Here is a 14,115-nt window from a genome sequence, read left to right on the forward strand (position 1 = left end):
GATGATGTGATCATAGAAACTAGGTTGCCACGAAAATTCCAATCCCAAACGGTTGCAATGTTTTGTTACAGCAGATTTATAAGATCCCACAATAGAGGAAATCGTGTTTTTACCCTGATTTTGAAAACGGTTATGACCGATGGTTTTGATTGGTTTGGCTGCCGGATCAAATTCATTTTCAGAGGTCGAAGGATTTTCGGAGGTGGGCGATTTTTCTGCGGAAGGTTGTTTTTTAGATGAGGGTGCCAATTCCGGCGGATTTGGGGTGATCTTTTTCTCCGCTCTTGGATCAATCACCTCTCCTGCGCCTGTAGAATCAATTTTATCATTTAATATACCGTGAACATGATTGGGCATAACCACAAATTCGCCCAGGGTTAGAGATTTTGCATGATTTTGTATTTCAAACCAGAATACATCTGCGATTACACCGATATGTGACAATTTCATTTTCCCGTTTAAAACTTCGCCGAAGTAGTTTATTCGATTTTTGGTGCAGATTGTAATAAAATAAGACCCGTTCCAGCCGTAATTCCAATTCTGCAAACGGTTGGAATCTATTCTGTATTTGTTTCGAAATTTATCGGCCATGATCTGAAAATGTTTAGGATCATCTCATGTGAATTTAAATCAAATAATTGATTAGAAGAAATCTGATCAACAAATTTGATATTATATTAACCCTCCCCGACTTTCTGAAAAATTAAAAACGAATTATTTAAGGAATCTCATTATTCGAGATTTCAGTAAGGAATTTAATTAACCAACAATTTTGTTAAAAAGAAAAAAAATGCCTAACTATCCAAGCCAGTTCACAAATTTAGATTCGGTTTGCTCGACCAAATGTTCAGGCTTAAACGTAGCAACTATAGTATTGCAATAATCGATTAGCTTTTTGTCCGCTTCCTTGTCATGTGATTTCCCCCAGTCCCGAATAGATTCTATTTGCCGTTTTAGCTCAATGTATCCTTCTCCGTATTTAGGTATATCTGCTTCAAATTTAGGTTGCAAGTACTTAAAGTGTCAACAACCAAATAACAGGTATTGAGGAAGCGCTTATCCTTATTAACTTTCTCCCTGCAATATCTACCCAAGGCGGCTAAAAGATTGATGTACTTCAGTGCTGAATTGTCAAATTTTATCGTGCACAAATTAATCACAAAATCGCTGAAGGCTGATATAACTCTCTTGTAATATATCGTATTGGTTTCAACATATTCGCCTAAATATGATCCATCAAATATTTCCGGTAAAAACAAGGCTTCAACAAACTTTCCTCCATTCAATTCTGAAGGTTCGTGTCTTTCTAAAAGATTTCAATATAGGCAGACATTAAATACTCTACTAATTCCTTGGGTAAAGCTGTTATTAAGTCTTTTGTAATTTTATCAGTCATTTATTCATTTATTGCCCATAACGCTAAGGCTAAGAAACGTGCGGCTTTAGAACCGATAATCTCTCATCCTTAACGCGATTTATGTTGAAGGTAATCATCTTCATACTAACGGGATCCCGCATGTTTTCTTAGGTAATGTTGTGCTGTCGGCTTTTTTAATACGCCGTCGTGGTATGATTGAGTTCTACGTTGAAGTTAATTTTGGCATTAAGCGCTCGAAAGACCTTTAAGATCGTTTCAAATCGGGCATCGGTAAAGCTGTTTTCAATCTTAGAAATCTGCGCTTTTTTAACGCCCACTAGCTCTCCCAGCTGCGCTTGAGTCAAATTTCGCTCTAAACGAACCTTTTTAATCGTCTGTCCCAAGAGATCTAGACGCAACTCACTTTCAAAATTGTTCCGTTTATCTGTCCCTTTTTTGCCGATGTATTTGTCGGTCAATTCGTCTAAGCTATACGTTTTCATTTCTTCTTTCTTTTGTTCTTAAAATACTCTTGCCTTAATCTTTCAGCTTTTTCAATATCTCGCTTCGCTATTTTACCTGTTTTCTTAATCACTCCGTGGGTCGCGATAACTAACGTGTCCGATTTATCTTCTTTATCCCAAAAAGCTAAAAGTCGGAAATGCGTTTTGCTATACAGCGTCCTAAATTCCCAAATTTCGTCGTGAAGCTTTTTAAAGAGTTCTTTGTCACTTGTACTCCGAGATTTCCAGATATTATAGAAAATCTTTTCTCGTGACTTTTCGTCCAAGGCGTCCAAGAATTCTTTAGCGTCTTCTAAAAAGTCAACCTGAAATCTGTAGTCCATTCTGAAATTTGAAATAAAGATACACATTTCCTTTTTAAGAAACTATTTGCGAGCTCTGATTTATTGCTGCTGCACAACATCCATATAAACTCCACTCCACAACCTCCTATTGCGTTTATACCCTCTATATGGCGTATAAACGAATGTTTTAGAAGAGGTACGTTTATATTGCTTATAGCTTTCAGTTGTCAATTTGGTTAAATCTCCCACCAAAGGAACCATTACCTTTCAAAATACTCAACCCGTTCGAAAAAAACGTCTAAAAATTAAAAACTCTCATCTGAGCAAAGGTTTGATTGGCTGCGCTTTAAATTGCCATCCCGCAGCTATAAAATCAGCCAGCAAAAACACGTATCACTTTTGCTCTGGGTTTATTGGGAAATACCAAAACAGCCCAAAAAGCTATTCTTACCGGAACTGATGAAAGAGAGAAAAAGAAATTATTTGAAATAGCCTATCTAGTGTCTGTCAATTATTCACTACCGTATGGACTCCCTCTGGTCGACGGTCATTAGGTCACCCCGAAAAACGGAATAATCTTCGCTAAGTTCACTCAAAGGCTCATAAAGTTCAATAGCGAGTCTTCACATCAAACCGACGACCCCTTGGGAGTGCGCATAGAGGCCTAGTATGTAAGATAGTTCACCCCATTCTTTTTTTTATTCACAATTTTACGAAGTTTTGAGTCTCCCCCAAACCCCCTCTTTTCAACAACACTATCAACAATCTTGAAAAGATTAAAAGGGTGAGACAAATCTAAAGGTATGTACAACCCCTTGGGAGTGCCCCGCTGAAAATTCGGGATAAACTGCTGTAAGGCATGTTGCAACACTGATATTGGACCACCGATGCTTCTGTGCGGCATCTGCGGTTTGTGGACAAACACTATCTATTTGAAGTTTGGTCGAAGATAGAGTTGGAGTAATTTATAATTTTTGAAAGTGATCGTTCTTGCCTCAGCAGTGGTGAAGTGATGGCTCAAATCAAATGTTGATTGGCTGCACAGATATTTTAGTTTTTAACTGTAATTGAGGCGTTGATTTCCGAAATTTCTGTTATTAGCGATTCCAGAAGTATGGCACAAATCAGACTTTATTTTAAAAAGTAGCCACCCCCCTGCGAGAAGGGTCAAAGGTTGACGTTTGAACGGAAGCCTAATTTAAGGAAATTGTAGTCTAATTGATTAATTTTTAATGAATTTTTTTCTACTCGAAATAATTTCAGGCAACTGGTTATTAGCCCAATCTGCCAGTTGCAAAGCCTGTTGCATAAGGCCCTGACCCATTTCAGTTAGCTGATATTCTACCCGTGGCGGTACCTCTGCATAAATTTTCCTACTCACAAAGCCATCCTCTTCTAAATTTCTTAGTGTAACAGTAAGCATGCGTTGAGATACATCGCCTATCTCTTTTTTTAAAGCATTAAACCGCAATGTACCGTGTGTTCCTAAAGCTAGTATAGAAAGCAGGCTCCATTTATCACTAATTCTATTGATTACATCCCGAACAGGGCAGAGTTTACTTTGATCTTTTGCTCTGTCCAAAATTAATTTCATTTTTTCTCCTTCCTTAACTGATTCATCCTCTGTATTAGTTACTTCAGTGTTACTTAGTTTGCTCATTGTGCCTTCTTTTATACTCAATAGTTACTTTATAACTTTGAGTTACTAAAAGTAACTATTAACTTTAAATTTCGAAAACATGAGTGCAAAAATTTTAATTACCGGAGCGACGGGTACCATTGGCAAATCATTGGTGAAACAATTACAAGCATCAAAAGTGGATTTTATTGCAGGCACAAGAGACGTAAATAAAGCTCAAACAACATTAAATCTTATGGAAGATCAATGTGTAAAATTTGATTTTACAGATGAGAAAAGCTTTGAAAGAGCGCTTGAAAATGTAGATAGGGTTTTTATTCTAGGGCCTCCTTTAACTTTTAACTTAGATAGAATTTTAAAATCCTTTGTTGATTATTTAAATCAAAAAAGCATCAACAGAGTAGTTTATCTTTCTGCCTTTGGAAATGAAAGTTTAGGAGGTGATTTGGCTTTTCATGCTATTATGGAAAGCTACTTAAAAGAAAGGAATTTTAAGTACACTATTCTACAGCCTTCATTTTTCTCCCAGAATTTTAAAAACTATGAGTACGAAAATCTAGTGGAAAGGGGTATCACTTTCAATGTGGCGGGTGATGGCAAAGTAGGTTTTGTAGATACGGAAGATGTAGCCAAAGTAGCAGTAAAGGCGTTAACAGAACCGGGACATTCCGGTAAAACATACCAACTCACAGGTCCGGAATTATTCAGTTACCATGATGCGGCTCATTTACTTTCTGATGTGTTGAATAAGAAAATTGTCTATCCCAATCCTTCTGAAGAAGAATATAGAGGAGCGTTAAAAGCAGGTGGCGCCCCTGATTTTATAGCAGACTATATGATCCCGATTTTCGGGATGATTAAAACCGGAAAAGTAGGATATTTAACAGATGATATTGAGGGGGTGATTGGTAAAAAACCAACAGATTTAAAAACTGTGTTGGAAAGGGATTTTGGTAAATAAAGTCTAACAAAAAAGCAGCTTTAAATGTTAGGCTTCTTTTTTATAGTTCCCTTAAAATCTCGACACTTTTAAGAAAATAAGAAGGATGTATTAGCCAGTTTATTGCCATCGCTTCTTCTTTGAACTGTAAGCTTAGTGCGGGATTTACAGATTAACCGTCTGCCCGCACTAAGCTTTTATAATTACTAAAATAGTCAATGGTAATTGAGTCTGCAATATGCTTATACAAGGTAGGTGGCCGTATTTTATTTATGCTTTGGTTCCCATATCAGTCTAATAAAAGAGCTTAATCTTTCGTTTTCTCTGCTCACGGGAATTCCTGCTACTATTCCAATCAACAAGTTTTCGGCAATTCCTAAACGCATTTGAGGTCGCATGGTCATATCAAAGTCACTTTGGTAGAAGGTTTTATTAAACTCAATGCCAATAAAATTTCTCGTACCTGAAATCATGAAATGAAAACTAATTCTCTTTGAGTACAACGGTTTGGCGGTAGGCTGTTGTTACCGAATTCGAAATGCTGCTCCGTAACCTTACACAAAAACTTATTAGATGCAGAAACTCTGAAACTCATATTGTAGCGGCAATTAAAATATACTATTTGTCAGTGGCTTAATTTCTTTGCCGGTAATCAATAACCTAATTAAAACGCTTCCTTTTTTAATCTTCAATACTATTCAAGTTATAATTAACGCTTTTGTATTCCAGTTCACCATAAATGAAATCCCCGTCTGGTCGTTGGTAAATGAGTTTTGCCTTACTTGGTAAAAAGTATCCGTTTGTTATTTTGTAGTTTTCAACTGGAGTAGCCCAGGGATAATTGTCGTATTTTTTACCGTCTGTATCGTAGCGGTCATTACTTATAAAGTTTATAAGTTCGCCTTGACCATTGAAATAAAGCACAGCGCTTATGCCAATGCTTCCATTTTTAAATACTGCTGTTACTGTTGTATCGTTTATAACTTTCCATATTATCCTGCTATCAATTAATGTTGCAGGGGCAATAAAACACATATCGTTTAGTAGTGTAACCGTTTCTGCCTGATTCATTTTATCACCTCTGGCATCTACCACTTTAAACCAATTCAAAAGTCTGACCTCAAAGGTGGCCGTTTGGTTTTGGTAAAGGTGCAGACCTGTTGCAGGCAGCCCCATTTTACTTGCCGACATATAAAAATACCGTGATGGTTTCTGGTAAAAGTTGTATTGAACGGATTGTAACTTCATATACTTGTCATTGGGTTTAGAACGCATTCCTCCAACAAATTCAGCTCTGAAATTCTTAATCTTCGGTTGTCCTACAGACTTGGTATAGTAAAGATACTTTTGTACGATAGAAGGTAAATGAGCAATGTCTGTTTCAGTTAATATTTCAGTAGAAAGGGTGTTGTTTTCTGAAAAATCGCTTTTTACACGACTTGTAAACTCATTGTGTAGCACATACGAACCAAGACTCACCAATGTAACCGACAGAATAATCAGATTGGGAATTGTTCCAAATTTGGCATCTTTCCAAAAGTAAATGATAAGTATCTGCGATACTATAACAGTAACAAGCCCAACAAGCCAGGCATATTTGCTGCTCGTAAAATAAAGGATCCCACAAAGTATAAATAATGCAGCTACAATTAGCCAAACTATTCCCATCGGTTTTGAAATGGGAAGTGTCAACGCCTTAACTTCCAGAAAACCGAAGGCTTTGACAAATCCTAGCAAATGGATGAGTCCGTGTATGAACACGATTATTAGAAATGCTATTTTCATTGTGGTGATCAGTTTTATCATGCTTTGCCGTTACCAGAGAATGTAAGAAGCCGTTTTTATACGCTATACATTATGTGTGTTACCACCATTGGCAGAACATGTACTGCAAAGTACGGATGATCAGAGATTATCCAAAGGATGAAAGTCACTTTGAATGAAGAAGTTTTATTTACTTTATTTCCAATAAAAACATCAAAGCAGTACCAAAGTCTAGAATACCGTGTAAAATAGCAAAGTAAATGAAGAGCGGGGGGCGAAAATAAATCGACACACCGATTAGGATAGCGAAAGGTAAAAACACGAACGCGCGGTACATAATAAAATTCAGATCGGGTATAAATGGCAATGTGCAATGCTGAATTGAGAGAAATACGACCGGGAGTAGAAGTGCGAACCATTGTACCTTAAGCACTTTTTTAAGTTTTGGCATCACATACACAAAATATGTGGCTAACTCTGCAAAAGTTATGGTTACGGGGAAAGCTATCAATAAAATGTAAGTCAACCATTTTTCAATCGGCCCAAACATCATAGCTGTCGGAACATTTGGATTGTTCCAGAGCATTGTGCTTAAGAGATAACCGGGCACAACTACGATTGGTGCCGTTACAATTACAATTCCGATGAAGATGTATATGTCTTTTTTTATACTCGCCCTATTAAATGAGAATATTTTGAAAAAACGAATTCCATCTCGTTTGAATAGAATGAATAAGAGGCTTATACTAACAATGTTGGTCTGGGTAGCAGTTAACAACCAGTATTTTTCAGAAGTTTCCCATGAATGAGCGATAAGGGCAATCAGAGCTTGAAAAAATAAAAATAGAAAAAGCCTACTTACGAGTATTAAGTAAGTGATTGCACTTGAGGGTTTAGTTGCCTGCAATTTGGTTGATTTTTTTTTTCTATCCCTTTGTTTACAGCGGCTGCCACTAAATTTAAGAATGTAACCCTTGAAGTTTTCGGTAGAAATTAATCGAGACTTCTTGATGTGGGGTAGTCTGAAATCGCTCAATAAAATACCGCCTAAAATCACGTGCAGTTTATACATAAAACAGATCCCACAACAGCCAAAATTAGAAGAGATTTGTTTTTGATTAACATGGTTCCCAATTTTGAGCTGTCAAGTGAGATTAATTCTTGTACTCAGTTCCAGGTAGCCGTATCGCATCCATGACGAACCATATCCGAGCCAACTTTCAATTCCTATAATCTACGATTCCTTTTAAATAGGTATTGCTGTAAAAACAGAAAGCTGATAATTCATTACTCCCTATCTCTATTGGGTAAATTCAATCACGTTGGCACTTACGGTAATTGTACGCTTATAATAAAATGGGGGTACTCCACCGATATGTTCTTCTGTTACAATGTTAATCAATGCCTTTGAACTATTAACCAAATTGGCTTTCTCTACCATTGCGGAATAAGCGTTTTCATAGAGTTGACTTTTGTTTAATCCGCCAAACAATAAGATATACTCAACTTCTGCGCTACCACTTACTTTATCAATTACTTTGTAGTTATTAGACGAGAGTTGCACCATTGTGCTGTTTTGATTGTTATTTAGAATTAATGCACTGTTCACCCCACATGAACTAAGCATTAATGAAACAACTGCGACAAATAGAATTGTTGGAATTTTTTTCATGATGTTTTTTTTTGATTGTTCATTCTATAATCGCTACAAATATATTTCACTGACAAATGAATAAATATGATTTTGGTCAATAATTTGACTGATAATTATCATTTTCGACACGCTAAACCTGTCTCCGCTAATTAAGTCGCACACGGTGAAAATAGAGTTAAACCAATACCGAAATATTGACATGAAGTCAAAGAACAATTTGAGAAAAATCAGAAAGTTATTGTGGACAAATGCAAGAAAATATTTAGGGAATGATGGTTCTGTTTATACCAATAAAAACGTCCCTGAAATAACTACCTTTCATTTTATGATAATAGGATTACAATGTTTTTAGGCGTTCAGATGAATCATTCTTTACTAAGGGTTTTCCAGGGCCAAAGCGATTTCCCAAACTTGTAAAGCCCCAGCGGACTGAATTGCTTATCGCTTTTAGTGACAACAACTCCCCCACTTTCGGCGGAGGAGGCTGTACAACCGCGTATTCATTCTTGGTGCTACGCACTAAACGAAAACTAAGATGTTATTACACGTTTTTTTGAGATAAGAATGCTTCAATAAAAGTTAAGGCTTATATCTTTAATATTCTGATTCAGAATATCTCTGGCACAAATTAAATTTGACTTTTTTTTAAACCCAATGTTAATTTAATGTTACCTTTGCGTAAACTAAATGTAAATTAAATGGATAATCAAAATAACAATACACCAAAAAATGATACCGCAACAAAGGTTTCAAAAGTAGCAAGTAAGACACCTAAAAAGCCTGCAGCAACTACAAAAAAAAGTAATAGTAAAGCAGCAGTTAAAAAAGCGCCTATTAAAAAAACAACAAGTACAACAAAAAAGAAAGAGGTAGCCAGCATTGCGCCATCAAAAGCACCTACTACTGCCAGAACTAAAAATAAAGCTAAAGCCGAAAAAGAGAATATGGTTGAAGTTGCTGTTGTAAAATTGGTAAAGGAAGAGGAGCTTATTGCATCTGTAAATATAGAGGTGAAAAAGAAGAACCCTAAAACGAAATCAGATAAAAATAAAAAAAACGAGAAAAACTTGATCGCAGAAAAAAAACAAGTGAAGAAGACAGCTAAAAAAGTTGATGCTTTAAAAGACAAATTAAAAAAAGCGAAAAAGAAAGACGCTAAAAAAAGTAAAATCAAAAAAGTAAAAAGTAAATTAAGTGATTCGAAAAAAACACTTAAATCTAAAAAAGCTAAGCTTAAAAAGGCGTTAAAAAAATAGGGTTTTTCTTATTGTAGAAGCAAGTATAGTTCACATTATAAATGGGCTATATCTATCCAAGAGAATCTAAAAAAATCTTATGAAAATCACTTCACCAGATTTCTTTTTGATACATGAGGTTAATACTGAATTAAATGGCTGCTTTTCAAATTCTGACTAAGGTCAAATTTAGTTTGTTTTTATTTCTACCCCTTTGCTTACAGCGGCTGCCATTATATTTATGAATGGCAACTTAGAAGTTAGCCGTAGAAATTAATAGAGATTTCTTGATGCGGGGACTGAAGCACAACTTTTATGTGCATGAGCCATTGCGTGTTAGAGCACGATTTATTAAAAGTACAAAACACCGCTGGAAAATCCATTGGCCATTGAAAATCTCGAAATGAGGTTTTCCAGATAAGCACACTGCCAGCAATGGCTTATGCATGGTATGTCGTTTTTTCTTCTATTATTCTTTTGAATTCCGCAATCTTATCGATTTCACTTTTACCTTGATACGTATGCCAAATCAGTTAAGTAATTCATTCCTAAATATTCAGCTAATTTTTTGAATGGAAGCCAAAATTCGTCTTCCAAATTGTCGCCATTCGAACAACTAATAACAGCCATATATTTATTCCGTAACTTTCGTCCAGTATCTTTTTCTATACGCAGTAAATCGGTCAGTCTATCAAAAAACACTTTCATTATTCCGCTCATTGAATACCAATAAACCGGTGTTGCAAAAATCAAAATATCATAATTTTCAGTTATTCTTTTTATCAATCCGATAAAATCATCGTTTCTGTTCAGGTGTTCATAGTCAAACTGTGAAATCTTAAAATCAGCCAGATCAATTAAGTCCCAATTTGATATTCGTATCAATTCGGTAGCAACATTTTTCGTTTCCTTATCCTTTCTAGAGCTTCCTATAATGATTACTTTTTTCACTTCTCTAATGTTTCTGTCAAATGTACCACAACGACTCAGTTATGGCAAGCAGGGCAATCGGTAGTCGCTGGCCTTTCTATCTTATTTGATAATGGCATAGTTATGCCGTAGGGTTTCTTTCTATCTCAAATTTTTCTTGCTTTGTATGCAAAACAGTTTTCTTTACCATCTTTTTGGTCATAACGTGTCATGTCACACAACATTTTTTCATTTGGATTATCATCGTTTATGCAAGTGATACATAATGAAGGCTTTTTAATTAAATCCGTATTGATTTCATAGCCATCATCATTAAAAAAACCACTAATATTTGAAGGCGGGATTTCGTTAATGTGCCTTCGACCCCGAATGTTTTCACTTTTGGTAACTGCAGATTCAATTTCGTAGTCGTCTATCGGATAATTTTCTCCAGTTATGCAAGTTAAACAACTATTCATAACCGATGCAGAACTTACTACCCATTTATCATATAAACACAGATAAAATTGGGAAAGTATCAGGAAATCAAATTTATCTTGAAAATGACAAGATAATACCAATAGGCAGCGCATTTAAAACGAGTTTCACAGATCGCTTTTTGAATGAGAAACCGAAAAGCTGAATATTTCCAAAATAGGCTTGGCTAAAGCTGTATTTAATGCTTATTTCGAATAACCCATCAACAATTATTTACTGGACCGGAACAGCCGAAAAGCTTCCTGAAACATCTACCGTGCTAATAACATTTAGCGAGTCGCCATACTCTATAGCAGTAAATTCAAAGGTTCCAACCATCTCTTGATCATTTGCTGCTGTAATTGTTACTGTACCACCACTAGTCATTGCTGTAGTGTAATTAGAAGCGTTGGCAAAGTCTTGATTTTCGATAAGTGTGAGGTCGGCAGTAAAATATTGTGTATTGGGATTATTGATGTCAATACCAATTGGATATGTTCCAGGGCCAGGTTGTGGAGCATTTTCAGAATTAACACTTAAAATAAGATTAAGGGAAAACGTTTGCGGCGAAAAGTCGAGCATGCTGATAGTCCACCAATGTGATAATCCAGCGAGGTTCAACAATTCAAAATCGGCCATCCCCGATCTCTCTCCTTCCACATCGCCACTTAGGGTGAGTGCTGAAGAGCCAAATTCATCACCTGCTGGTCCAGCGGGTCCTCCGTCTTTATTATCATCATCAGAGCACGAGACCATACCTAAAGTTAATGTAATGGCCAGAAATAGAAAAAAACTAAGGGGTTGTTTAAAAAATTGCATAATTGTGAGGTTAGTTGGTTTTTGAATTTTTTGATATTCAAATTTACCAAGTAAATATCACGTATGAAATCGCAAATATTTGCGATGTTACTCATTTTATAGGGTCTCCTCTATTTTAATCAGTAAGTTACGCAGGTCGCTCAAACAAAAACCGAATGGCCACATTCACTCATCCTTCCCCAAGCAGCACTTTTTGTATTTCTTTCCGCTGCCGCAATGGCAAGCATCGTTTCTGCCTGGTTTTGGTGATTTAACAACGGTCATGCCTGTTCTATTTGCATGGTCATCCTTATTTCTTCTTTCTACCACAGCTTCTTCGGCTTTCAGCAATAGCTCATTAAATTTTTCTTCAGTCATCCCATCGGGCAGCTGCATATCTCCGCCAAAGGGATCAAAATCGTAATCTTCGTCATCAAATTCGTCAGGTTCTGGAAACTCAAGTTTGTCATAGGTTTCAACCATGGAGAGCAATGGCAATTTTTCTGCCTGTCTCGGATTTTGCAGAATACCTTTCATCACTTCAAATGGCATATCTGCAAAATTTAAAAGCATTCCCTCATCCAACACATATTTGATTTTTGGGAGGGATTGTTTCGCCTGAAGCAACAACAAATTCGCAACGACTCCATCTACGAGCATATTATCAAATACGTTGTCTTCCGGTTTAGCCGCAATAAGAAAGTCTAATAGTTGATTGTGATAATTAATTGCAACAAGCTTTTGCTTTGGATCCTGAATAGCCAATTCTTTTATCAGACTCAATACAACGATACGCGACATATTAGCTACACCCGGTTTTTTGATAAAGGCCATCATTGCTTCCGGATCGTGCGCCAAAAGCTTGTAAAACGGATCGAATAAATCATTTTCAAAAATCACATCGAGAAAATAATCCAGATAATCGTAAGACTGGCTTAATACTTTATAGATTAAGGAAGCCTTTTCAACCGCATTAATTTCGGCGAGCATGAAGATGGCATGAGTTACAAATGCTTTATCAACTTCCCAATCATCTTCGGTTAAGTAAGTATAGCGCTCAAAACTATCATTGATCATAGTTTCAAGATCGGTGATTAGCGTTTCCCTCGGAAGGTTAGCAATTTTGGTAATGATACCATCTGCAAACTCATCGTAAAAATGAAAATATAGTTCCTCGGACAGTTCATGGTTCAACCTGGGCATTTTAGTTTTAGTGGTGGTTGGTTGTTCCGGCACATCAGGACCTACGTACCCTTCCATCATTTCATCTTCCATATCGTCATCAAACTCTTCATCATAATTGTCTAAATTGTCTTCATCAAAATCTTCGTTTAATAGATGTTCGCTGGCAGCAATGGTTAAATCTTCTCCGGAGCCATTTTCTGCCATTATTCTATATCTATCCCAAGCTTTTTCTGACTCATCAATGGCAGAAAAATAGAGTACAGCAACGTACTGCATTCTTAAAAACTCTCTGATGTGAAAAACCTTACGCGCCGGAAATAAATCTTTTAAATCAAAATTCGCGGTTAGCACTTCGCGCATATTTTCAAAATCGTCTTTTATATAGTATTGGAGCGCCTTGTTAACGTATCCCGGTAAAAAGTCAGGATGATCGCGAAGTAGCTTATCATTCACTTCAACAGCTTTACCAAGATCTCCCCTATTATTGTAATACATAATAAGCACGTCCTTAAAAACCGGAATGCGCGGATACTTTTTTATGGCTCTCATTATACGGTCGTAGCCTGATGATTTCGCGGCAATTGCAGCCTTTTCAACTGCTTCAAGGGTTTCAACTATGTCTGATGTCAATTTCCAATTGGTAAACATGACTTCCACATTATCACTTAATTCGTATCCTTTAATCTCGTATTTCTTAAATGGTTTAGACATGGACATTTCCGGTTTCTTATGGTGAATAAAAAAGCAATTTAAAGTAGTTTCAAAAGTCGGCTTTTGATGAAGGATAGCCAAATATTATTAATGGAGTTTTTAAAGTAATTCAACTTTATAAATCCACCCTTTAAACTGTCGAGTTTTTATTTCCAAATTTGAAGAAAATTCCGTGGAATAGGACTACCACACTATTTTTATTCGTGCATTATCTTCGGTGAGATCGCTGCGCTAATTGAGTGGCAACCTTTTTTTTAGCCACTAATGCACGAATGACATTGTATGATTGGCCGATAGCTTCCTTCAAGTCAAGCTTGTAGCTCCCTTTAAATCAAGCTTGGTTTGCTCCACCGCATTCTTCATTCTGCCGTATCTTTTGAAGTGCAACGTTGTTTTTAGCTCTGAATCCATTTAAAATGGAGAACTTACTTGCTAGCCAAACGATGAATTCAAATCGTTTTCAAACTGCTCACGACAAGGTATCTCCAAGCTTGGATAATTGATTTGATATCAATACTGTCCTAAACGATTTCAATTTGCATAAAAATAGCGGCTTCTACTGACTTCCCGGTCCAATATTCGCGTTTTTCAAAAAAGGACCCCCTGATACTTTTGATTTTGCGGTGGATCGTTACATT

Annotated in this window: 14 protein-coding genes and 1 pseudogene; 2 read left to right on the forward strand and 13 right to left on the reverse strand. The window is 36.4% G+C overall.

Annotated features, from left to right (window positions below):
- The 5 genes from G3O08_RS20995 to G3O08_RS19445 all read right to left on the reverse strand — a co-directional run.
- A partial coding sequence (locus G3O08_RS20995) for a transposase (protein ID WP_204336953.1) occupies positions 1–591 on the reverse strand: 591 nt, incomplete at its 3' end.
- Positions 592–798: 207 nt separating this feature from the next.
- The gene (locus tag G3O08_RS19430; protein WP_163287119.1) at positions 799–1,011 is read right to left on the reverse strand and encodes a hypothetical protein; all 213 of its coding nucleotides are present in this window, start codon (positions 1,009–1,011) and stop codon (positions 799–801) included.
- A 540-nt stretch (positions 1,012–1,551) separates the two neighbouring features.
- Positions 1,552–1,860 (reverse strand): helix-turn-helix transcriptional regulator, encoded by a 309-nt coding sequence (locus G3O08_RS19435; RefSeq protein ID WP_163287120.1) that lies wholly within the window; start codon positions 1,858–1,860, stop codon positions 1,552–1,554.
- Entirely contained in the window at positions 1,857–2,204 is a 348-nt protein-coding gene (locus G3O08_RS19440) for a type II toxin-antitoxin system RelE/ParE family toxin (RefSeq protein ID WP_163287121.1), read from the reverse strand. The genes G3O08_RS19435 and G3O08_RS19440 overlap by 4 nt, the downstream gene beginning before the upstream one ends.
- Before the next feature lie 1,183 nt (positions 2,205–3,387).
- A complete protein-coding gene (locus G3O08_RS19445) occupies positions 3,388–3,825 on the reverse strand; it encodes a winged helix-turn-helix transcriptional regulator (protein ID WP_204336954.1) in 438 nt (145 codons plus the stop codon).
- 79 nt (positions 3,826–3,904) lie between these two features.
- On the opposite strand from G3O08_RS19445, the gene G3O08_RS19450 reads away from it, so the two are divergent.
- Positions 3,905–4,765, forward strand: coding sequence for an SDR family oxidoreductase (locus G3O08_RS19450; RefSeq protein WP_163287122.1), 861 nt, complete (start codon positions 3,905–3,907; stop codon positions 4,763–4,765).
- 245 nt (positions 4,766–5,010) lie between these two features.
- Here G3O08_RS19450 and G3O08_RS21790 read toward each other — a convergent pair.
- From G3O08_RS21790 to G3O08_RS19470, 4 genes and pseudogenes are all read right to left on the reverse strand, one after another.
- Positions 5,011–5,235: pseudogene (locus G3O08_RS21790) on the reverse strand (HAEPLYID family protein); the annotation flags it as partial.
- A gap of 190 nt (positions 5,236–5,425) precedes the next feature.
- On the reverse strand, positions 5,426–6,550 hold the full coding sequence (locus G3O08_RS19460; RefSeq protein WP_204336955.1) for a DUF6544 family protein: 1,125 nt from the start codon (positions 6,548–6,550) through the stop codon (positions 5,426–5,428).
- A 148-nt stretch (positions 6,551–6,698) separates the two neighbouring features.
- Positions 6,699–7,415, reverse strand: coding sequence for a hypothetical protein (locus G3O08_RS19465; protein ID WP_163287124.1), 717 nt, complete (start codon positions 7,413–7,415; stop codon positions 6,699–6,701).
- A gap of 393 nt (positions 7,416–7,808) precedes the next feature.
- Positions 7,809–8,180 carry a DUF6567 family protein gene (locus G3O08_RS19470; protein WP_163287125.1) on the reverse strand — a complete coding sequence of 124 codons (372 nt, stop codon included), beginning with the start codon at positions 8,178–8,180 and terminating at the stop codon, positions 7,809–7,811.
- 680 nt (positions 8,181–8,860) lie between these two features.
- On the opposite strand from G3O08_RS19470, the gene G3O08_RS19475 reads away from it, so the two are divergent.
- A complete protein-coding gene (locus G3O08_RS19475) occupies positions 8,861–9,418 on the forward strand; it encodes a hypothetical protein (protein WP_163287126.1) in 558 nt (185 codons plus the stop codon).
- Positions 9,419–9,904: 486 nt separating this feature from the next.
- On the opposite strand, the gene G3O08_RS19480 is transcribed toward G3O08_RS19475, so the two are convergent.
- The 4 genes from G3O08_RS19480 to G3O08_RS21350 all read right to left on the reverse strand — a co-directional run bounded on the left by G3O08_RS19480 (position 9,905) and on the right by G3O08_RS21350 (position 13,477).
- On the reverse strand, positions 9,905–10,348 hold the full coding sequence (locus G3O08_RS19480; RefSeq protein ID WP_317164114.1) for a flavodoxin family protein: 444 nt from the start codon (positions 10,346–10,348) through the stop codon (positions 9,905–9,907).
- A 125-nt stretch (positions 10,349–10,473) separates the two neighbouring features.
- Positions 10,474–10,899 carry a hypothetical protein gene (locus G3O08_RS19485; protein ID WP_163287127.1) on the reverse strand — a complete coding sequence of 142 codons (426 nt, stop codon included), beginning with the start codon at positions 10,897–10,899 and terminating at the stop codon, positions 10,474–10,476.
- Between the two features lie 118 nt (positions 10,900–11,017).
- Positions 11,018–11,602 (reverse strand): hypothetical protein, encoded by a 585-nt coding sequence (locus G3O08_RS19490; RefSeq protein ID WP_163287128.1) that lies wholly within the window; start codon positions 11,600–11,602, stop codon positions 11,018–11,020.
- Between the two features lie 165 nt (positions 11,603–11,767).
- Positions 11,768–13,477 carry a YecA family protein gene (locus G3O08_RS21350; protein WP_239541360.1) on the reverse strand — a complete coding sequence of 570 codons (1,710 nt, stop codon included), beginning with the start codon at positions 13,475–13,477 and terminating at the stop codon, positions 11,768–11,770.
- Between the last annotated feature and the right edge of the window lie 638 nt (positions 13,478–14,115).

This window comes from Cryomorpha ignava (assembly GCF_010686655.1).
GTDB classification, from domain to species: domain Bacteria; phylum Bacteroidota; class Bacteroidia; order Flavobacteriales_D; family Cryomorphaceae; genus Cryomorpha; species Cryomorpha ignava.